Genomic DNA, 20,664 nt, shown 5'->3' on the forward strand with positions numbered 1-20,664 from the left:
CTCGCATCCCGCTGACGGTCAGTCGGTCGGGGGTTCGGGGCGGGCGCGGCGGGCGCCGAAGGCGGTCATCGCCCACCCGGCCGCCGCGAAGCCGGCCGCCGCCGCCCCGGCGATCACCAGCAGCTGCCACGCCGACTCGGTCAGCGCCGTGCCGCCGAGGTGCCCGATCAGCGTCCCGTAGGTGGCCCAGCCGGCCGCCGCCAGCGCCTCGTACGCGAGGAACAGCCGGTACGGGTACCGGCTGCGGCCGGCGGCGAAGCAGGCGGCCATCCGGCCGCCGGGCACGAAGCGGCAGAGCAGGATCACCAGCGGCCCCGGCCGGCGCAGCCCCCGGGTCACCCGGCCGGCGATCCGGCGGGCCCGGCCCGGCGCGGCGGTCGGTGCCGGCCGGCGGTCCGGCGCGCGCCGGCCCAGCAGGTAGCAGGCGAGGTCGCCGGCGAAGACGCCGAGCGCGCCGACGCCGATGGTCACCGGCAGGCTCAGCCCGCCGTACACGGTGAGCGCGCCGCCGGTGATCATCAGGACCTGCGTGGGTACGACCGGCACGAAGGCGTCGACCGCCAGCAACCCGAGCAGGACCAGGTAGGCCCAGAGCGGCGAGGCGACGTTGGTCAGCAGCTCAGGCACGACAACCCCCTCGCCGGGTCCGGCCGATCGGATGCACCGAGCCTGCCGGCGTGCCCGGCGTCACCGCAGCCCACCCCGGCCGGTGGTGACCGCCGACACGGCCGGCGGGCCGGCAACCTCGGCGTACGGGTGGAGGCGGTCGGCGCGTCCGTGACGAGCGGCGTACCGTTGTCGGGGCGCGGCCCCGCACGTCGGGCCCTCGTTCCCGACGTCCGGGCCGCCAGGGCCGCCGGCAGGTCCCGTGCCGGCGGCCCGCCCGTGTCACGACGCTCAGCCCTGGACCGGGGCGGGCCGGGGCCCCGGGTCGCCGACGGCGACCGGGTCCGGCTGGCTGAACTGGGCCTGGTAGAGCCGGTGGTACGCGCCCCTGGCGGCCAGCAGCTGCTCGTGGGTGCCCTGCTCGACGATGCGGCCGTTCTCCATCATCAGGATCAGGTCCGCGTCGCGGATGGTGGACAGGCGGTGGGCGATGACGAAGCTGGTCCGGTCGGAGCGCAGCGCCGCCATGGCCCGCTGGAGCAGCACCTCCGTGCGGGTGTCCACCGAGCTGGTCGCCTCGTCGAGGATCAGCAGCGACGGCTCGGCCAGGAACGCCCGGGCGATGGTGATGAGCTGCTTCTCGCCCGCGCTGACGTTGCTGCCCTCGGAGTCGATGACGGTGTCGTAGCCGTCGGGGAGGCTGCGCACGAAGCGGTCCACGAACGTGGCCCGCGCGGCGGCCACGATCTCCGCCTCGCTCGCGCCCGGCCTGCCGTACGCGATGTTGTCGCGGATCGTGCCGCCGAAGAGCCAGGTGTCCTGGAGCACCATGCCGATCCGGCCGCGCAGGTCGTCGCGGCGCAGGGTGGTGATGTCGACCCCGTCGAGGGTGATCCGGCCGGCGTCCAGCTCGTAGAAGCGCATGACCAGGTTGACCAGGGTGGTCTTGCCGGCCCCGGTCGGCCCGACGATGGCCACCGTGTGGCCCGGTTCGGCGACCAGCGACAGGTCGGTGATCAGCGGCTTGTCCGGCTCGTACCGGAAGGAGACGCGGTCGAACTCGACGCGGCCGTGCGGGTCGGCGACCCGGGCCGGCACGGCCGGGTCGGGGCTCTGCTCCTCGGCGTCGAGCACCGCGAACACCCGCTCGGCGGAGGCGACCCCGGACTGCAGCAGGTTGGCCATCGAGGCGACCTGGGCCAGGGGCTGCGTGAACTGCCGCGAGTACTGGATGAACGCCTGCACGTCGCCGAGGCTCATCGTGCCCGACGCCACCCGCAGCCCGCCGACCACGGCGATCGCGACGTAGCTGAGGTTCCCGATGAACATCATCGCCGGCATGATGATCCCGGAGATGAACTGGGCGCCGAAGCTGGCCCGGAACAGCTCGTCGTTCTTGGCGGTGAAGGCGGCCTCCACCTCGCGCTGCCGGCCGAAGACCTTCACCAGCTCGTGGCCGGTGAACGCCTCCTCGATCTGGCCGTTCAGCTCGCCGGTGTGCGTCCACTGGGCGATGAACCTCTGCTGCGAACGCTTCGCGATCGCGCCGGTGACCACCACCGACAGCGGCACCGCGACCAGGGCCACCAGCGCCAGCAACGGCGAGATCCAGAACATCATGGCCAGTACGCCGACCACGGTCAGCAGCGAGGTGAGCAGCTGGCTCAGCGTCTGCTGGAGGGTCTGCGAGATGTTGTCGATGTCGTTGGTGACCCGGCTGAGCAGCTCGCCCCGGGGCTGCCGGTCGAAGTACGGCAGCGGCAGCCGGTTCAGCTTGTCCTCGACGTCGGCGCGCAGCCGCAGCACCGTGCGCTGCACCACCCCGTTGAGCAGCCAGCCCTGCCACCACATGAGCACGCTGGCCGCCAGGTAGAGGGCGAGCGCGAACAGCAGCACCCGGCCCAGGGCGGTGAAGTCGATGCCGACCCCGGGCACCACGTCCATCCGGGCCAGCATGTCGGCGAAGTTGTCGTTGCCGGCCGCGCGGGCCGCCGCGACCGCCTGCTCGGCGGTGGTCCCGGCCGGTAGCTGCCGGCCGATCACCCCGCTGAAGATCAGGTCGGTGGCGTGGCCGAGCACCTTCGGCCCGTACACGCTGAAACCGACGCTGACCAGCGCGAGGGTGACGATGACGATCAGCTGGAGGCGGTGGGGCCGCAACCGGCGCAGCAGCCGCCGGGCCGACGGCCCGAAGTTCATCGACTTCTCGGCCGGCATGCCGGCGCCCATCCACGGCGGGCCGCCGCGCTGGCCGCCGGGGGGCAGCCGTTTCGGCGTGGCCGGCTCCGCCTTCGCCGCCCCGACGGGCCGCTGGTCCGGTACGGCCGTCATGCCGGCACCCCCGCCGTCTGCTGGGACGCGACGATCTCCGCGTACGTCGGGCAGTTCTCCAGTAGTTCGGCGTGCCGGCCCATCCCGACGATGCCCCCGTCCTCGAGCACGATGATCTGGTCGGCGTCGACGATCGTGGAGACCCGCTGGGCCACGATCACCACCGCCGCGTCCCTGGTGACCGGCCGCAGCGCCGCCCGCAGCCGGGCGTCGGTGCCGAGGTCGAGCGCCGAGAACGAGTCGTCGAACAGGTAGATCTCCGGCTTGCGCACCAGGGCGCGGGCGATCGCGAGGCGCTGCCGCTGCCCGCCGGAGACGTTGGTGCCGCCCTGCGCGATCGGGGCGTCCAGCCCCTCGGGCAGCTCGGCGACGAAGTCGCGCGCCTGGGCGACCTCCAGGGCGGCCCAGAGCTCGTCGTCGGTGGCATCCGGGTTGCCGTACCGCAGGTTGCTGGCGATCGTGCCGCTGAACAGGTACGGCCGCTGCGGCACCAGCCCGATCCGCCGCCACAGCTCGTCCGGGGCGAGGTCGCGCACGTCCACCCCGTCGACCAGCACCGCCCCGGCCGTGGCGTCGACCAGTCGGGGGATCAGCGTCAGCAGGGTCGTCTTGCCGGCCCCCGTGCTGCCGATGACGGCCGTGGTGCGCCCCGCGCGCGCCGTGAACGAGATGTCGTGCAGCACCGGCGCGCTCGCCCCCGGATACTGGAACCGGACGTCGCGCAGCTCCAGCTCGCCTCGGACGGTCACCTCGGTCACCGGTGCGGCCGGCGGGACGACCGTCGAGTCGGTGTCCAGCACCTCGACGATCCGCTCGGCGCAGACCGCGGCGCGGGGGACCATCATCAGCATGAGGGTGGCCATCATGACGGCCATCAGGATCTGCATGAGGTACTGCAGGAAGGCGGTGAGCGCACCGACCTGGATCTGACCGGCGTCGACGCGTTCCGCGCCGAACCAGAGCACGGCGATGCTGGAGACGTTGAGCACCAGCATCACGATGGGGAAGATCAGGGCCATCAGCCGGCCGGTGCGCAGGGCGGTCGCCGTGAGGTCGGCGTTCGCGCGGCCGAAGCGCTCCGTCTCGTACGGCTCCCGGACGAACGCCCGGACCACCCGGATGCCGGTGATCTGCTCGCGCAGCACGCGGTTGACCACGTCGATGCGGGTCTGCATCAGCCGGAACCCGGGCACCATCCGCCGGATGATCAGCGCGAGCGCGACCGCCAGCACCGGGACGCTGACCAGCATCAGCCAGGACAGCCCGATGTCCTCCCGCAGCGCCATCACCACCCCGCCGACGCTCATGATCGGCGCGGCGGCCAGGATGGTGCAGCTCATCAGCACGAGCATCTGCACCTGCTGCACGTCGTTGGTGTTGCGGGTGATCAGCGAGGGCGCGCCGAAGCGGGCCACCTCGCGGGCGGAGAACCGGTTGACGTGGGCGAACAGCTCGGCGCGGACGTCCCGCCCGAAGCCCATCGCCGTGCGCGCGCCGAGGTAGACCGCGGCGGTGGAGCAGGTGATCTGCACCAGGCTGACCAGCAGCATCCAGCCGCCCGTACGCATGATGTAGCCGGTGTCGCCCCGGGCCACGCCCTGGTCGATGATGTCGGCGTTGAGGCTCGGCAGGTAGAGCGAGGCCATCGTGCCGACGAACTGGAACGCCAGCACCGCCGCCAGTGGCCGATGGTAGGGGCGCAGGTACGCGCGGAGCAGCCGGATCAGCACGCAGAGGTCTCCGGTCTCGTGTCGTGGGGCGTCATCTGTGGTTCCTCTCCACTGCCGATGACCTCGAGCAGGAACTGCCGGATCACGGCCGCCTTCGCCGGGTCTGCGTCGACCGAGGTCAGCGGTCGGCCGGACTGCATGAGGGTGATGAGTGCGGCGACCCGTTCCCGGCCGGCGGGGGTCAGGACGAGCCGCACGCTGCGCCGGTCGGTGTCGTCGCGCTGCCGCTCGACGAGGCCGTCCCGCTCCAGCGTGTCGACGATGCCGGTGAGGGTGGCCGGGCGGATGAAGCCGGCCTCGGCGACCGCCCGGAGGGGCAGCTCGCCGTGCTGGGCCAGGGTCATCAGGGTGGCCATGCCCGCCTGGGTCAGACCGTGCTCCTCGGCGAGGTAGCGGTTCCACCGCTGGCCGACGATGTGACCGGCGGTCACCAGCAGCCGGCCCAGCGGCACGTCCCGCAGCCCGATCAGGTCCATGCGCTCATGTTAGCCCCCTGATAGTCAGGCCCCAAACGAAATAGCGGCGGCGGCGGCGAGGAAGACCACCTGGAGCAACGCGCGAGGCACGAGCGGGGTCACCGGTCGACCGGCCAGGGTCAGCCCGCGCCGGGCGGCCGAGGCGTTGGCCGGGAACATGGCGAGCAGCAGCAGCCCCAGCCCGGCCGCCGCCCACCCCGCCGTGGCCGGCACGAGCAGCGCCACGGCGCCGGCCAGCTCCAGCACGCCGGTGACGGTCACCAGCAGCCCCGGGTGGGGCAGTCGGGGCGGCACCATGGCGATCAGGTCGGCCCGGCGGCCGGTGAAGTGGGCGAACGCGGTGAGCGCGAACAGGGCCGCCAGCCCGACCCGCAGCGCGGGGTGCCAGCCGTCCAGGGCGTCCACGCCGAGCAGCCCGGCCAGCCGGGCCAGGGTGAATCCGGCGACGAGGGCGATCAGGGGTGCCATGGGAACCTCCTCGGTCAGGGGTAACTTGTCACTGGCTAGATTGCGCCCGCCTCGCCATCTTGTCAACGACAAGTTAGGCTTCGGCCATGACCGGACAGCGTGGCTACCATCACGGTGACCTGCGTCGCGCCCTGCTCGCCGCCGCCGTCGAGGCGATCACCGAGGCCGGGCCGGCGGCCCTGAGCCTGCGCGACCTGGCCCGCCGCGCCGGGGTCTCGCACGCCGCCCCCGCCCACCACTTCGGCGACAAGGCGGGGCTGCTCACCGCGCTCGCCGTCGAGGGCTTCGACCTGCTGGCCGGGGCGCTGCGCGAGGCCGGCGACCTGCTCGACGCCGGTGTCGCGTACGTCCGCTTCGCGGTCGGGCACCGCGCCCACTTCGAGGTGATGTTCCGCCCGGAGCTCTACCGCCGCGACGACCCGGAGGTGGCGGCCGCCCGCGAGCGGGCCGGCGTGGCGCTGCGGGCCGGAGTGGCCGCCCTCCCGCGCGACGGCACCGACCCGGACCAGGAAGCGGACGCCCTCGCCGCCTGGTCGATCGTGCACGGATTCGCGACCCTCTGGCTGGCCGGGGCGCTCCCGCCCCGCACCGGCCCGGACCCGGAGGCCGCCGCCCGGAACGTCATCCGCCGCCTCTTCGACTGACGCCGGCCCGGCCTCGACTGACGCCCCTCGGCTTCGGCTGACGCCGGCCCGGCTTCGACCGACGCCCCGGCTTCGGCTTCGGCTGACGCCGGCTCAGCGCGGAGCGCGCCGCTGCGCCGGCTCGGCCGGGGTCGCGTCGATGTACTCGCGCATCACCTCGGCCATCTCGCGCAGGAACGCGGCGGTCGCCGCCGCCTGCTCCGGAGAGAGCCGACCGACCGCCCGCTCCACCCCGACGAGCATCGGCCGCAGCGCCTCGACCACCTGTTCGGCGGCGTGGTCGGTGACCTGGAGACACAGCCGCCGCCGGTCGCGCGGGTGCGGTGCCCGCGCCACGTGCCCGGCCTGCACCAGCCGGTCGACCAGGCTGGTCGCCGACGCCGACCGGATGCCCAGCCGGTTGCCCAGCTCGACGGGGCCGAGCGGCTCCGTGCTGGCGACGAGGTGCTCGATCGCGGCGGCGTCGGTCGCCCCGATGCCCAGCCGCCGGGCCAGCGCGGCGCGGGTGTCCCCGGCGATCCGGAGCATGTCGCGTAGCGCCGCCACCGTCTCGGTGTCCGCCGCCGGCCGGCCCGCAGCCCCGTTGCGCGTCGTCCCGCTGTCCGCCGGGCTCGCCTGGGTGCCGGGCGCGACTGCCCGCGCCGGTGATGCGGGCGAAACGTGCTCCATGGGTAAAAGTTAGCACCCGATAATAGTTAGACAGGCGAGTAATTCACCTGGCGCGCACCTCGGCGGGCTCACCAGCTCGTCGGGAGGGGCATCCCCTCGGTGTAGCCGGCCGTGCTCTGCACCCCGACCAGCGCCCGCTCCGCGAACTCCGCCAGAGTGCGCGCACCCGCGTACGTGCACGCGCTGCGTACCCCGGAGATGATCTCGTCGATCAGGTCCTCGACGCCCGGACGGTCGGGGTCGAGATACATCCGGGCCGACGAGATGCCCTCCTCGAAGATCCCCTTGCGTGCCCGGTCGAACGCGCCGTCCTCGGCCGTACGCGCGCTCACCGCCCGCGACGAGGCCATCCCGAAGCTCTCCTTGTACCGCCGGCCGTCCGCGTCGGTGTACAGGTCGCCGGGGGACTCGTAGGTGCCGGCGAACCAGGACCCGATCATCACGTTCGACGCGCCGGCGGCCAGCGCCAGCGCCACGTCGCGCGGGTGCCGCACCCCGCCGTCGGCCCAGACGTGCCGGCCCAGCTCCCGCGCCGCCGCCGCGCAGTCCAGCACCGCCGAGAACTGCGGCCGCCCCACGCCGGTCATCATCCGGGTGGTGCACATCGCGCCCGGCCCGACGCCCACCTTCACGATGTCGGCACCGGCCTCGACGAGGTCGCGTACCCCGTCGGCGGTGACGACGTTGCCGGCCGCGACCGGGACGCCCGGGTCGAGCTTGCGCACCGCCCGCAGCGCGGACATCATCCGCTCCTGGTGCCCGTGCGCGGTGTCCACCACCAGGGTGTCGACCCCGGCCTCCAGCAGCGCGGCGGCCTTGCCGGTGACGTCGCCGTTGATGCCGACGGCCGCCGCGACCCGCAGCCGGCCCCGGTCGTCCACCGCCGGCCGGTAGAGGGTCGCGCGCAGCGCGCCCTTGCGGGTCAGCACCCCGACCAGGCGGCCGTCGCCGTCCACCACCGGCGCGAGCCGCCGCCGGGCCGCCGAGAGCCGGTCGAATCCGGTACGCGGGTCCGCATCCGCCGGCACCGTGTGCAGCTCGGTCGACATCACGTGCCGGAGCTGGGCGAACCGGTCCACGCCCAGGGTGTCCGCCTCCGTCACCACGCCCAGGGGGCGGCCGGCCTCGTCGACCACCACCACCGCGCCGTGCGACCGCTTCGGCAGCAGGTGGATGGCGTCGCCGACGGTGTCGGTGGGGCCGAGGGTGATCGCCGTGTCGTGCACCAGGTGCCGCCGCTTGACCCAGCCGACCACGTTGGCCACCACGTCGATCGGGATGTCCTGCGGGATCACCGCGATCGCGCCACGCCGGGCGACGGTCTCGGCCATCCGCCGGCCGGCCACCGCCGTCATGTTCGCCACCACCAGGGGGATGGTGGTGCCGGTGCCGTCCGAGGTGGCCAGGTCGACGTCCAGCCGGGAGCCGACCTCGGATCGGGCCGGCGCCATGAAGACGTCGTTGTAGGTCAGGTCGTGCGCGGGGACCGCGCCATGAAGGAACCGCACCCGGCCATCATTGCCGGACCTGGGCTTCGCCGCCCGCGGTGGTCGCGGAAAACACCCCGGGCCGGTACGCGGCTCCTCCGTGCGCCTCAGGCGATCGTGCAGATGGGGGAGCCGGCGGTGATGACCGCGCCGACCTCGGCGGACAGCCCGCTGACCGTGCCCGCCCTGTGCGCGTGCAGCGGCTGCTCCATCTTCATCGCCTCCAGCACGACGACCAGGTCACCCTCTGCGACGGTGTCCCCGTCCGCGACGGCGATCTTCACGATCGTGCCCTGCATCGGCGAGGTGAGCGCGTCGCCGTCGACCGCCGCGCCGGCCTTGGCCCCGCCGCCCCGGCGGGCCGGCTTCCGCGCGGCGGGCGCGGCGGTGGACGTACCCGCGCCGAGGCCGGCGGGCAGCGTCACCTCCAGCCGCTTGCCGCCCACCTCGACCACGATGGTTTCCCGCTCGGCCGGGCCCTCGGCGGGGCCGGCGACGGCGGTGAACGGCGGCACGGTGTTGTCGAACTCGGTCTCGATCCACCGGGTGTGCACGGTGAACGGCGCGGCGGTGAACGCGGGGTCGCGCACCACCAGGCGGTGGAACGGCAGCGCGGTGGCCATGCCCTCGACGACCATCTCGTCCAGCGCCCGCCGGGCCCGCTCCAGGGCCTCGGTGCGGGTCTCGCCGGTGACGATCACCTTGGCCAGCAGCGAGTCGAAGTTGCCGCCGATCACGTCGCCGGCGGAGATACCGGTGTCCACCCGGACGCCGGGCCCGGTGGGCAGCCGCAGCGCGGTGACCGTGCCGGGGGCGGGCAGGAAGTTGCGGCCCGGGTCCTCGCCGTTGATCCGGAACTCGATGGCGTGTCCGCGCGGCGTCGGGTCCTCGGTCAGCCGCAGCCGCTCGCCGTCGGCGATGCGGAACTGCTCGCGCACGAGGTCGATGCCGGCGGTCTCCTCGGTGACCGGGTGCTCGACCTGGAGGCGGGTGTTGACCTCCAGGAAGGAGATCGTGCCGTCCGCGCCGACCAGGTATTCCACCGTGCCGGCGCCGTGGTAGCCGGCTTCCCGGCAGATCGCCTTGGCGCTGTCGTGGATCTGGGCGCGCTGGGCGTCGGTGAGGAACGGCGCGGGGGCCTCCTCGACGAGCTTCTGGTGCCGGCGTTGCAGCGAGCAGTCCCGGGTGCCGACGACGACCACGTTGCCGTGCTGGTCGGCCAGGACCTGCGCCTCGACGTGCCGGGGCTGGTCGAGGTAGCGCTCGACGAAGCACTCGCCCCGGCCGAACGCGGCGACCGCCTCGCGGGTGGCCGACTCGAACAGGTGCGGGATCTCCTCCAGGGTGCGGGCCACCTTGAGGCCGCGCCCGCCGCCGCCGAAGGCGGCCTTGATAGCCACCGGCAGGCCGTGCTCGACCGCGAACGCGGTCACCTCGTCGTGGTCGGCGACCGGGTCCGGGGTGCCGGGGACCAGGGGCGCGCCGGCCCGCTGGGCGATGTGCCGGGCGGTGACCTTGTCGCCGAGGTCGCGGATCGCCTGCGGGGTCGGGCCGATCCAGGTCAGGCCCGCGTCGAGGACGGCCTGGGCGAAGTCGGCGTTTTCGGAGAGGAAGCCGTACCCGGGGTGGACGGCGTCGGCCCCGGCCTGCGCGGCGACGGCGATCAGCTTGTCGATCCGCAGGTACGTCTCGGCGGCGGTGTCGCCGCCCAGGGCGTACGCCTCGTCGGCCAGGGTGGCGTGCAGCGCGTCCCGGTCGGAGTCGGCGTAGACGGCGACGCTGCCCAGGCCGGCGTCGCGGCAGGCGCGGATGACGCGGACGGCGATCTCGCCTCGGTTGGCGATGAGTACCTTGCGCACCTCGTGCCTCCTCCCGGGATGTTACTGACGGGGAGTTTATCGGCCGAGGTCGCGACCCTAACGATCGCTCAGTGTGGGATGTGGCACTGTCCCGCCGCCGATAGTCAAACTTGCCTAATACGCTTCTCCGGTGTCTGCCACTCGGATGATGATTCTCGGCCTGGTCAAGTGGATGCAGCCGGTGCACGGCTACGACGTCCGCCGCGAGCTGCTCAGTTGGGGCGCCGACAAGTGGGCCAACGTGCAGCCCGGCTCGATCTACCACGCGCTGCGCAAGCTCGGCGAGGAGGGGCTGCTGCGCGAGGTCGCCACCGAGCAGGTCGGCGTCCGGCCGGCCCGGACGACGTACGAGATCACCCCGAAGGGGGTCGACGAGTTCGAGACCCTGCTGCGCGACCTGTGGTGGGGCAATCATCAGACGAACGACCCGTTCATGGCGGCGTTCGCGTTCCTGCCGGCGCTGCCCAGGCCGGAGGCGGCGGCCGCGCTGCGCAGCCGGGGGCAGGTGCTGCGGGCCGGCGTGGAGAGCATGCGCGCCTCGATGGCGTCCGCCTGGATCCGCGACTCCAAGCCGGTGGGCGTGAGCTGGACGTACGAGCTGTGGATCGCCCGGGGCGAGGCCGAGGCGGACTGGTGCGAGCGGGTCGCCGACCGGATCGAGGCCGGCGTGCCGTACCTGCCGGAGGGGCTGGCCGGGCGGGACGACTGGAGCGTCGGGGAAGGGGCGCGCGAGGAGAATAATCAAAGTTGACTAGAGAAGTTATATCGCGTTAGCCTCGCCGGAGTTTCGGGGCCACCCGTGTCGCGTGGCGTCCCCGGGGGAAAGGCCGGTCCCGTCCGGCCAAGGACGACCAGGAGCGAAGATGATCGAGACCAGAGGGCTGCGGAAGTCGTTCCGCTCCCGCGCCGGTCGACAGCACAAGACCGTCGACGCCGTCCGCGGCGTCGACCTGGACGTCGCCGAGGGGGAGATCTTCGGCTTCCTCGGCCCCAACGGCGCCGGCAAGACCACCACCCTGCGGATGCTGGCCACCCTCATCGCCCCCGACGGCGGCCAGGCCACCATCGCCGGGGCCGACCTGCTGCGCGACCCCGCCGAGGTGCGCCGCCGCATCGGCTACGTCGCCCAGGGCGGCAGCACCTGGGACGACTCCACCGCCCGCGAGGAGCTGGTCCTGCACGCCCGGATGTACGGCATCAGCAAGGCCGACGCCCGCCGCCGCGCCGAACGCGCCCTCGCCGCCTTCCAGCTCACCGAGTACGCCGACCGCAAGTGCAAGACCTACTCCGGCGGTCAGCGTCGCCGCGTCGAGATCGCCCTCGGCATCATCCACGACCCGCGCATCGTCTTCCTCGACGAGCCGACCACCGGCCTCGACCCGCAGAGCCGGGCCCACATGTGGGACGAGATCCGCCGGCTGCGCGCCGAGGGGATGACCGTCTTCATCACCACGCACTACCTCGACGAGGCCGACGCGCTCTGCGACCGCATCGCGATCATGGACCACGGCGAGGTGGTCGCCGAGGGCACCCCGACCGGGCTGAAGCGCGAGATCTCCGGCGAGGTGCTGCTCGTCGGGCTCGACGTCGCCACCACCGGCCAGGCCGCCCAACTGCTCGACACCGAGCCGTACGTCGCCAAGCTGGAGACCGTCGACGGCGGCGGCCTGCGGCTGACCGTCGACGAGGGGGCGACCGCCATCCCGCAGGTCCTGCGCCGGCTCGACCACGCCGGTCTCGCGCTCAACTCCATCGAGCTGCACCGCCCCAGCCTCGACGACGTCTTCCTCACCAAGACCGGCCGCTCGCTGCGCGAGTCCTGACCTCCCCGGAGTCGATCATGAAGTTCGCCCGCGACACCTGGCTCGTCTTCCAGCGCCAGACGCAGCTCCTGCTCCGCAACCCGGTCTGGGTCTTCGTCGGCGTCTTCCAGCCGGTGATGTACCTGCTGCTCTTCGCCCCGCTGCTCAAGCCGGCGCTGAACGCGCCGACCCAGGCCGAGGCGTACAAGATCTTCGTGCCCGGCCTGCTGGTGCTGCTGGCCATCTTCGGCGGCCTCTTCCAGGGCTTCGGCCTGATCGCCGAGCTGCGCGCCGGGGTCATCGAACGGTCCCGGGTCACCCCGGTCAGCCGGCTCGCGCTGCTGCTCGGCCGGTCCCTGCGCGACGTCGTGTCGCTGCTCGCCCAAGCAGTCATCATCACCGTGCTCGCGCTCCTGTTCGAGCTGCGCGTGTTCATCGGCGACCTGCTCCTGGCGTACCTGATGCTCGCCCTCATCGCGTTGATGACCTCGGCCGTCTCCTACGGCGTCGCGCTCAAGGTCAAGAGCGAGGACGCGCTCGCCCCGCTGATGAACACCGTGGCCCAGCCGGTGCTGCTGCTCTCCGGCATCCTGCTGCCGCTCACCTTCGCCCCCGGCTGGCTCCAGGGTGTCGCCGAGTGGAACCCGTTCTCCTGGGCCGTGGACGGCACCCGGGCCCTCTTCGCCGGCGACCTCGGCAACGACAAGGTCTGGCAGGGCCTGAGCATCATCGCGGTGCTGGCCGCCGCCGGCGTCGCCTGGGCCGCCCGTCAGTTCGCCCGCAGCGTCCGCTGAACTTGCAAAGAAGGGCCCCCTCCAAACACCCGTGCCCCGCCGCACCCCACCGTGATCGGGGTGTGGCGGGGCAGCCCAGCGTCGGTGAGCGGGAGCGATCGGTCGGCCGAGGGCCGTCGTCAGCGCACCCGGGCCAGCGTCAGCCCGTCGGCGATCGGCAGCAGCACCGGTTCCACCCGGACGTCGGCCATCACCTCGTCGTTGAACGCGGCGACGGCCCGGTCGTCGGCGTTGCTCGGGGCGAGCACCCGACCCCCGCGCAGCGTGTTGTCCACGGCGACGATCCCGCCCGGGCGCATGCGCGGCACCAGCTCCGCCCAGTAGACCGGGTAGCCGACCTTGTCCGCGTCGATGAACGCGAAGTCCAGGTGCCGCTCGTACGGCAGCTCCCGCAGCGTGTCCCCGGCCGGCCCGATCCGCAGCTCGATCCGGTCGTCGACCCCGGCCCGCGCCCAGTACCGCCGTGCCACGTCCGTGTACTCCGCCGAGATGTCGAAGCAGGTCAACCGCCCGCCCTCGGCCAGCCCGCGCGCGATCGCCAGCGAGGACAGCCCGGTGAAGGTGCCCACCTCCACCGCCCGCCGCGCCCCCACCAGCCGGGTGAGGAACGTCAGGAACGCCGCCTGCTCCGGGGCCACCTGCATCCTCGCCTCGGCGGGCAGCGCGGCGAGGGTCTCCTCGACCAGGTCCCGCATCACCTCGTCCGGGGCGGAGCCGTGGGCCACCACGTACGCGTGCAGTTCCGGGGTCAGCGGCAGCGACTTCGTCGTCATGACCGGACCGTACCCAGCGCCTCGACCTCCTGGCCGCCCGGCGCGACCTTCGTCCACAGGTCGATGATCCGCAGGTCCAGCTCGCCGAGGAGACGACGCAGCAGCGGCAGGGAAAGCCCGACCACCGTGCCCGGATCCCCGTCGACACCCTCCAGGAACGCCCCGCCCAACCCGTCGATGGTGAACGCGCCGGCCACCGCGAGCGGCTCACCCGTCGCGACGTACGCCGCGATCTCCTCGTCGCTGACCTCGGCGAACCGCACGGTGGTCGAAGCGACCGCCTCGGCGCGCGTCTCGTGGATGACGTCGATCAGGCAGTGCCCGGTGTGCAGCACCCCGGTGCGCCCCCGCATCCGCTCCCAACGCCGCGTCGCGTCGGCCTCGTCGGCGGGCTTGCCGAGGATCTCGCCGTCGAAGGCGAGCACCGAGTCGCAGCCGAGCACCAGCGTCCGCTCGTCGGCGGAGGGCCGCAGCCGGCCGACGACCGCCTGCGCCTTCAGCCGGGCCAGCTCCAGGCACAGGTCCTCGGCCCGTTCGCTGACCACCTGAGACTCGTCGACCCCGCTGACCAGCACATCGGGTTCGATGCCGGCGGCATGCAGGAGCTTGCGACGGGCAGGGCTCGCCGACGCGAGCACGAGTCGGAGCGCAATCGAGTTCGACACGCCGCCGACGCTACCGCCTCCACCACCTGCGCCGCCTCTGCCTGGCCGCGACCCTCGCTGTCGCCTTGATCGACTCCATGTCGGCGGGTGCTGCCCTGCCCGTTGATCGACTCCATGTCGCCGACATCGCGGTATCCCGCCCGCTCCAACCCCCCAATGTCGCCGACATGGCGTCACTGCTGACGGCTCACCGGCTAATCCGCGGCGGCGGGTCGTCGCTCAGTCGTCGGCGCCGTGCGACCAGCGCCCAGGCTCCCGCAGCAGCCACGATCACCCCCAACGTGGCCAGGCCACGAGCCGTAGACCCGTCGTCACCATCGTCGGCCGGCTCCGCGACCGCCGTCGTGGTCGGCCCGCCCGCGCCTGGCGCACCCGCCGTCGCCGACTCGAAACCCAGAGGGGGTACGTCTGCCGTGAGCGCCGCCACCAGGTCGACGACTCCGTAGCCGTACTCGTCGTCACGGCCGGGCGGCCCCTTGTCGACGGCGGTGGCAGTGAGGCGGTGGACGACCTCCGAGGCCGGCAGGTCGGGGTATTTGGACCGGACAAGAGCAGCGGCCCCCGCGACTATCGCAGTGGCACTGGAAGTGCCGGTCCCTTTGGAGTACTTGCCGCCATAACTAGTGCTGTAAATATCGACCGCCGGAGCAACCAGGGAAACTTTCGAGCCGACAACGGAGATCGACGCATGATTCCCCTGCCGATCTATTCCGCCAACGGCGATGACGCCCTCCTCGTTGGCTGGGTAGCCAACTGTGATGTCTTCGGGGGTGTTTCCGGCGGCTGCGACGACTACAATGTCTGCAGCGATCGCATCTCTGATTGCCTTGATGAGTCGGACGCTGGCGCCGCCTCCGCTGGAAACATTAATCACGTCCGCCCCACGCGAAATAGCAAACTCTATCCCAACGGCCAGGCCGTCTGCGTTGCCGAGATTATCCGAATCGGAAGACATGATCGGCAGGATCTTTGCCTTGGGGGCTATCCCTAGTGCGCCATTCGCGCCCTGTCCGTGTGCCGCGATTAGCCCTGCCATGCTGGTGCCATGGCTGTTGCGATCTCTGTGCCCTTCGCCGTCGCCTCCAGGAATTGCGTCAATTCCTGCGAGGAGGTTGCGACGAAGGTCGGGGTGTGCATCGACGCCAGTGTCAGGGACTGCGACTACAACTCCTTCCCCCTGGGTGATTCTCTGGGCCTCTGCAGCCTTCAGGTAACGAAGGTGCCACTGGTCCGCTCGTATCTGCATCATGCCAGCCGGTGGGGGGGCGGTGTGCGCCGCTGTTGGATTATGTGTGGTAGTGGCCGTCAGTGCAGATAGGATCGTAATGGTGGCGCCCGATAGTAAGAGACTCCTCACCGGTCAAAGCCAATGGCCGGCCCTGGGTCAATTGGCCCGTCCTTCTCGGACGGACGGACTACAGGGGGGACACCCTCGGCGGTCGCCCATGGGTGGTCAGGGTCCCAATGGAGCGCATCGGCCTCATCTGTTTCTTGGAGAGGTAGATGTGGCGATGTTCCCTTCAGCCCTGAGGTGTTAACTACGCCTGGCGGAGCGCCGATCGGTGGTGCCGCGTGGGTCATGTTGAAGTGTGGTCCCCGCCCTGCGCTAGGGCGAGTACCTGCGGCGCCGGTTGGCGAAGTGCCAGCTCCGCCGCCTCCGATCACACCTCCGATCGGATTAACTCTTCGCGAGGAACTGTTGCTCGAAGGCTGATTGGTCCCGAGCCCGGGCGTGCCTCCGATTAGGCCGCTTGGGAAAGGTGATCGTGTTGGAGGGGTTGGGCGAGGTTGGCCAGGTGTTGATCCGGTGATGCCGCCTCGTCCTGAGTTCCCGATGGCTGGCGGAAAGTTTGGCGGAGGTGTGGCGCTGACTCCCGGAGGGCTAGATGTCAGTGGTGGTGTGGCGCCAAGAGAAGTGGAGTTCGCTGACGAGGTAGCGGGTCCATTTCCGATTCCGCCGAGAATGGGGCCAGTGTGGGGCGCACTCGGGACAGAGGCCGTACTGGTTCCTGTCTGCTGCCCACTTGGGAGTATTGGTCTACTAGTTGTTGGAATCGACACTGGCAACACGGGCGGGATAACTGGAGGAATGCCTGTGCTTTCGTAAGTGTCCGGGTTGTTTGGCTGTCTCCCGGGGCGGTGTGGAGTTGGAGGTTGGCGGAGCATTACTTGGGCCTGTTGTAGTTCGCCGCTCAACCCGTACATCAGGTTCCGGGCCTGGACGTTGAGTCGCTCCAGGTCGGCGTCGGTCACCGGCTTGTCCGGCACCCGGGCGCCCATCGCCGCCTTCGGATCGGCGGCGGTCGCCTCGTACGTCCGCTTCTGCTGGAGTTTCTCCACGTACTCGTCGTGCAGGGGCTTCAGTTCGGCGCGGGCGCTGCTGATCGCTCGGGTGGCGGCGGCGAGGGCGTCGTAGTTCGCGGCTGCCGCGTCGTGGGTGCGCTGCACCTTGTCGATCAGGTCGTCCAGTTCGCCGAGGTACGCCCGGGCGGCGGCGTTGGTCGCCGGGGGCCACGCCTCGGCGAGGCCGCGCCGGTATTCCTTGAGCCGGCCCAGGTGTGCCTGCGCGAGGTCGCAGACCTTGCGCCAGCCGGCGACCTGCTTCCAGTGCCCGGCGGTGTCGTGGTCCTGGACGCAGGCCCACATGCTCAGCAGGTCCATCAACCGCCAGTCGGTGAGGCCGGACGTCCGGCCGCTGCCCCGCTCGATCATGGCAGCACCGCCCGCCCCGGCCCGCTGTCCGGGCCGGTCGGATCGGGCAGGGCTGGCCTGGGTCGCCCCTGCCCGGCTCCGCCGGGGTTGGCGAGGGCCCGTTCCACGTCGGAGACGCGGGCAGCGGAGAAGGCGTCGGAGTCGGCGTACTGCGTGGCGATCCGGCCGGCTGCGGCGGCCAGGTGGCCGGTGGCCCCACCGACGGACCAGACCATCGTGGCGGTGGCCTGCTGGGTCTCGTTGTGTGCCTTGAGGAACTGCACCAGCTCGACGAAGGCGTCGGCGGGGTTGGGGATCTGCGCCTTCATGTCGTCCGCGATGTACGACAGGTGCGGAGCGTAGTTTCGCTCGACCTCCGCCTGGAGCTTGTCGGCGAACTCGCGCATCTGGCGGATGTCGGCCTCGATGCTGCCGTAGCCGCTCAACCAGGGCGCTGGGCGGTCCTCCTCGGGGATCATCGGCCCTCCCTACCCGTCACGACACCGTTTCCCTGAGTGAGGCTAACGGGTGTCGCCGACCTCCGGGAGCCCCCGACGGCGGCGGGGCGTGCCGGACGGCGGCCGGAGGATCAGCGGGGCAGGCCGGAGGCGCGCCAGGCTCCCGGGCCGGCGGCGAGCGCCGTGCCGCGGGAGCGGCCGCTGCGTGCCCAGGCGCCTGGCGCGGCCGGTGCGGGGGCGGCGGTGGGGCGGGTCCGGGCCACGATGACGCCGACCAGCGCGGCCAGTTCCTCGGCGGTCGGCACGCCCCGGGTCACCCGGAACAGCGGCTCATCGGCAGACATGCCATCCAGCGTACGCGTCGCGAACTTGACCTTCGTCGCACAGTGGCGTGCCGGCGGTGTGCGGCGGGCCGCCGCCGGGTACCGTCTCCACCGATGTCGAACGCGCTTCCCCAACTCGTCGCCGACCGGTACCGGCTCATTTCGCCGCTCGGCCAGGGCGGCATGGGTCGGGTGTGGAAGGCGCGCGACGAGGTGCTGCACCGGGACGTGGCGATCAAGGAACTGGTCCCGCCGCCCAGCCTCACCCCGGAGGAGCGCCGCGAGATGCGGGAGCGCTCGCTGCGGGAGGCCCGCGCGATCGCGCGGCTCAACCACATCAACGTGGTCCGCATCTTCGACGTGCTGCGCACCGACGGCGATCCGTGGATCGTCATGGAGTACGTGGCGTCGAAGTCCCTTCAGGACACCATCGCCGAGGACGGGCCGGTGACGCCGGCCAAGGCGGTCGAGATCGGCCTGGGGGTGCTGGGCGCGCTGAAGGCGGCGCACAAGGCCGGCGTGATGCATCGGGACGTCAAGCCGGGCAACGTGCTGATGGGCACCGACGGTCGGGTGGTGCTGACCGACTTCGGCCTGGCGACGATCCCGGGCGACCCGAACGTGACGCGCACCGGCATGGTGCTGGGTTCCCCGGCGTACATCGCCCCGGAGCGGGCGCGCGACGGCACGGCGGGGCCGGAGGCCGACCTCTGGTCGCTGGGCGCGACGCTCTACGCGGCGGTGGAGGGCAAGTCGCCGTACGCCCGGCCGTCGGCGATCGCCACCCTGGCGGCGCTGGCCACCGAGCCGATGCCGCCGCCGAGGAACGCCGGCCCGCTGAAGCCGGTGCTGAACGGGCTGCTCCGCAAGGATCCGGCCGAGCGGATCGACGCCGAGGTGGCCGAGCGGCTGCTGCGGAAGGCCGCCGGGCGGCGCTCCAAGACGATTTCGCTGCTCGACGGCGTACGCCGGCCGGGGCCCAACGGGCCGCGCGAGCCGCGACCGCCGGTGGTGCCCGCACCCCGCCCCGCCGAGCCGCGCACGAGCCGGCCGGCCGTGCCGCCCGCGCCGCGTACCCCGGGGGGTGGCCTCGTCGCCGGCGGCGCGGCGGCGGCGGCCGGCGACGACGCGACCGCGAAGGTCTCCCCGCCGAGCACGGACGCCACGCCGACCGCGAAGGTCCCCTCGCCCGGGGTGGACGCCGCGCCGACCGCGAAGGTCGACCCTCCGGCGTCGGGCACGGACGCCGCGCCGACGGCGAAGGTCGCGGACACCGGCGCACGGGCGGCCGACCCCACGGCGAAGCTCCCCGGTCCGGTCGCCGCGACCGGCGCCGACCGGGTCGCGGGGGCACCGGTCGACGGGGGCGAGGAGCCACCGGCCGAGGAGGCCGACGAGGCCGGTTCCGGCGAGGTCACGGGCACCGGGGGCGCGGTCGACGGGGTCGACAAGGTCGACGCCGTTCCGGCCGGGCAGGTCGACGACACCCGGGTCGACCCGGGCCCCGCCGTGCCGGTGTCGCCGCCCGCGTCGTCCGCGTCGTCCGTCGAGCGGGCCGAACCCTCCGGCGACCAGGCCGACGCCTCCGGCGATCAGGCCGACCGGTCGCGCGACCAGGCCGACCGGCCGCAGGAGGACGCCGGCCCGTCCAGCGAGAAGACCGGCTCGTCGAGCGGGAAGGCCGGGCCGCCGCGCGAGTGGGCCGACCGGGCCCGCGAGCGGGCCACGCCGACGTCGGTGCTGCCGGCGGCCGCCGGCCCGGCACCCTCGTCGACGGGCCGGGCCGCAGTCGTTTCGGGTACGAAGCCTGAGCGCAGCCGCCGCAGCCTGCTGGTCGGCGCGCTCGTCGCGGTGCTGCTGCTCGGCCTGCTGGTGGCGGTGCCGCTGCTCGGCCGGGGCGGCGACGACGACCCGGGGCCCGGCGACCCGCAGGCGGGCCTGTCCTCGGCGACGCCGTCGGCCGCCGCGCCGTCCTCGCCCGCGCCGGCCACCAGCAGCGCCGCACCGCCCAGCCCGACGCCGTCGGCGAGCCCGTCGGTCGACCCGAATGCTCTGCCCGAGGGTTGGGTCCTGCACAAGGACCCGGCGGGCTTCTCGCTGCCTCTGCCGAAGGGCTGGACGCGGCGCAACGTCGGACAGAACACGATCGTGTTCGACGAGCGCGACGGGGTGGGCGAGCTGCTGGTGCAGTGGACGAACACCCCGCTGGACGACGCCTACGCCGACTGGAAGCGGCAGGAACCGAACCGGAAGAACTACGTCAACGGCTACCAGTATCTGAGCATCGAGCGCTGCGACTACTACAAGACGTGCGCGGACTGGGAGTGGTTGGAGACCCGGGACAACACCCGCATCCACGTCCGCAACCGGGGCTTCGTCACCGCCAAGAACCGGGGGTACGCCTTCCGCTGGGAGGTGGCCAACAAGGACTGGCAGGCGCGGCTGGCCGACTTCGACCGGATCGCCAAGGGCTTCAAGCCGGACCGGGTCGACTGAGCGCCCGGCCGGAAGGACAGAGCGCCCGGCCGGAGCCGGTTCGCTTGCCGCGACCCGCGACCCGGCCCGCTGAGCAGGCGATTCCCACCGCCGTGAAAGCGGCTCGCATGACCTTGCGTCGAACGGGGTATCTGATCCCGGACGACGCAAGGAGGTGCGACATGGGATACCGACGCAGGGACGCGCGGCCCCGGCTGGCACTGTGGATGCTCGTCGCGCTCGGTGACGTGGTGCTGCTGCTGGTCAGCGTGGGGCTTCCGGTGCTGTTCGCGATGTTCGGTGTCGTGGCGGTCACCGTCGCCGGGGTGGCCGCCTGGCGCCTGACGCGACGGGCCACGGTGGTGCGGGAGGACGCGCTGCCGGCGCGAACCGTCACCCGGGCCTGGTAGGGG

19 protein-coding genes are annotated in these 20,664 nt (G+C 72.5%); 6 read left to right on the plus strand and 13 right to left on the minus strand.

Features of this window, described 5'->3' with window-relative positions; translation table 11 throughout:
• Nucleotides 1–18: 18 nt before the first annotated feature.
• The 5 genes from TK50_RS06170 to TK50_RS06190 form a co-directional block, all read right to left on the minus strand.
• Nucleotides 19–627, minus strand: coding sequence for a DedA family protein (locus TK50_RS06170; protein ID WP_043961860.1), 609 nt, complete (start codon nucleotides 625–627; stop codon nucleotides 19–21).
• Between the two features lie 270 nt (nucleotides 628–897).
• Complete coding sequence (locus tag TK50_RS06175) at nucleotides 898–2,937, minus strand: ABC transporter ATP-binding protein (RefSeq protein ID WP_043961861.1); 2,040 nt, start codon at nucleotides 2,935–2,937, stop codon at nucleotides 898–900.
• Nucleotides 2,934–4,667, minus strand: a complete 1,734-nt coding sequence (locus tag TK50_RS06180; RefSeq protein WP_043961862.1) for an ABC transporter ATP-binding protein — start codon at nucleotides 4,665–4,667, stop codon at nucleotides 2,934–2,936. The genes TK50_RS06175 and TK50_RS06180 overlap by 4 nt, the downstream gene beginning before the upstream one ends.
• Nucleotides 4,661–5,143: a MarR family winged helix-turn-helix transcriptional regulator gene (locus tag TK50_RS06185; protein ID WP_043961863.1), complete on the minus strand. Its 483-nt coding sequence runs from the start codon at nucleotides 5,141–5,143 to the stop codon at nucleotides 4,661–4,663. Before TK50_RS06185 ends, TK50_RS06180 begins: the two co-directional genes overlap by 7 nt.
• A gap of 24 nt (nucleotides 5,144–5,167) precedes the next feature.
• A complete protein-coding gene (locus TK50_RS06190) occupies nucleotides 5,168–5,611 on the minus strand; it encodes a DoxX family protein (protein ID WP_043961864.1) in 444 nt (147 codons plus the stop codon).
• Between the two features lie 86 nt (nucleotides 5,612–5,697).
• Between TK50_RS06190 and TK50_RS06195 the strand changes: the two genes are divergently transcribed.
• A complete protein-coding gene (locus TK50_RS06195) occupies nucleotides 5,698–6,255 on the plus strand; it encodes a TetR/AcrR family transcriptional regulator (protein ID WP_043961865.1) in 558 nt (185 codons plus the stop codon).
• Between the two features lie 93 nt (nucleotides 6,256–6,348).
• On the opposite strand, the gene TK50_RS06200 is transcribed toward TK50_RS06195, so the two are convergent.
• The 3 genes from TK50_RS06200 to TK50_RS06210 all read right to left on the minus strand — a co-directional run bounded on the left by TK50_RS06200 (nucleotide 6,349) and on the right by TK50_RS06210 (nucleotide 10,270).
• The gene (locus TK50_RS06200) at nucleotides 6,349–6,783 is read right to left on the minus strand and encodes a MarR family winged helix-turn-helix transcriptional regulator (protein WP_043961866.1); all 435 of its coding nucleotides are present in this window, start codon (nucleotides 6,781–6,783) and stop codon (nucleotides 6,349–6,351) included.
• A gap of 209 nt (nucleotides 6,784–6,992) precedes the next feature.
• The gene (locus TK50_RS06205; RefSeq protein WP_043961867.1) at nucleotides 6,993–8,432 is read right to left on the minus strand and encodes a GuaB1 family IMP dehydrogenase-related protein; all 1,440 of its coding nucleotides are present in this window, start codon (nucleotides 8,430–8,432) and stop codon (nucleotides 6,993–6,995) included.
• An 86-nt stretch (nucleotides 8,433–8,518) separates the two neighbouring features.
• Entirely contained in the window at nucleotides 8,519–10,270 is a 1,752-nt protein-coding gene (locus tag TK50_RS06210; RefSeq protein WP_043961868.1) for an acetyl/propionyl/methylcrotonyl-CoA carboxylase subunit alpha, read from the minus strand.
• A 145-nt stretch (nucleotides 10,271–10,415) separates the two neighbouring features.
• On the opposite strand from TK50_RS06210, the gene TK50_RS06215 reads away from it, so the two are divergent.
• The 3 genes from TK50_RS06215 (at nucleotide 10,416) to TK50_RS06225 (ending at nucleotide 12,866) form a co-directional block, all read left to right on the plus strand.
• Nucleotides 10,416–11,021, plus strand: a complete 606-nt coding sequence (locus TK50_RS06215; protein WP_043961869.1) for a PadR family transcriptional regulator — start codon at nucleotides 10,416–10,418, stop codon at nucleotides 11,019–11,021.
• A 112-nt stretch (nucleotides 11,022–11,133) separates the two neighbouring features.
• Nucleotides 11,134–12,093, plus strand: a complete 960-nt coding sequence (locus TK50_RS06220) for a daunorubicin resistance protein DrrA family ABC transporter ATP-binding protein (RefSeq protein ID WP_043961870.1) — start codon at nucleotides 11,134–11,136, stop codon at nucleotides 12,091–12,093.
• Nucleotides 12,094–12,110: 17 nt separating this feature from the next.
• On the plus strand, nucleotides 12,111–12,866 hold the full coding sequence (locus tag TK50_RS06225) for an ABC transporter permease (protein WP_043961872.1): 756 nt from the start codon (nucleotides 12,111–12,113) through the stop codon (nucleotides 12,864–12,866).
• 119 nt (nucleotides 12,867–12,985) lie between these two features.
• On the opposite strand, the gene TK50_RS06230 is transcribed toward TK50_RS06225, so the two are convergent.
• From TK50_RS06230 to TK50_RS06250, 5 genes are all read right to left on the minus strand, one after another.
• Nucleotides 12,986–13,639, minus strand: a complete 654-nt coding sequence (locus tag TK50_RS06230) for an O-methyltransferase (RefSeq protein ID WP_043961873.1) — start codon at nucleotides 13,637–13,639, stop codon at nucleotides 12,986–12,988.
• Nucleotides 13,636–14,304, minus strand: a complete 669-nt coding sequence (locus TK50_RS06235; protein ID WP_043961874.1) for a Maf family protein — start codon at nucleotides 14,302–14,304, stop codon at nucleotides 13,636–13,638. The genes TK50_RS06230 and TK50_RS06235 overlap by 4 nt, the downstream gene beginning before the upstream one ends.
• A 187-nt stretch (nucleotides 14,305–14,491) precedes the next feature.
• Nucleotides 14,492–15,631, minus strand: a complete 1,140-nt coding sequence (gene mycP, locus TK50_RS32830; RefSeq protein WP_422119936.1) for a type VII secretion-associated serine protease mycosin — start codon at nucleotides 15,629–15,631, stop codon at nucleotides 14,492–14,494.
• A 1,381-nt stretch (nucleotides 15,632–17,012) separates the two neighbouring features.
• Nucleotides 17,013–17,474 carry a hypothetical protein gene (locus tag TK50_RS06245; RefSeq protein WP_043961875.1) on the minus strand — a complete coding sequence of 154 codons (462 nt, stop codon included), beginning with the start codon at nucleotides 17,472–17,474 and terminating at the stop codon, nucleotides 17,013–17,015.
• A 110-nt stretch (nucleotides 17,475–17,584) separates the two neighbouring features.
• Nucleotides 17,585–17,797 (minus strand): acyl-CoA carboxylase subunit epsilon, encoded by a 213-nt coding sequence (locus tag TK50_RS06250; protein WP_043961876.1) that lies wholly within the window; start codon nucleotides 17,795–17,797, stop codon nucleotides 17,585–17,587.
• Nucleotides 17,798–17,890: 93 nt separating this feature from the next.
• Here TK50_RS06250 and TK50_RS34765 point away from each other — a divergent pair, with 93 nt between their 5' ends.
• Entirely contained in the window at nucleotides 17,891–20,272 is a 2,382-nt protein-coding gene (locus tag TK50_RS34765) for a serine/threonine protein kinase (RefSeq protein ID WP_043961877.1), read from the plus strand.
• A 161-nt stretch (nucleotides 20,273–20,433) separates the two neighbouring features.
• The gene (locus TK50_RS06260; RefSeq protein ID WP_043961878.1) at nucleotides 20,434–20,661 is read left to right on the plus strand and encodes a hypothetical protein; all 228 of its coding nucleotides are present in this window, start codon (nucleotides 20,434–20,436) and stop codon (nucleotides 20,659–20,661) included.
• Nucleotides 20,662–20,664 lie beyond the last annotated feature (3 nt).

The sequence above is a fragment of the Micromonospora haikouensis genome (assembly GCF_000876225.1).
Taxonomy (GTDB): domain Bacteria; phylum Actinomycetota; class Actinomycetes; order Mycobacteriales; family Micromonosporaceae; genus Micromonospora; species Micromonospora haikouensis.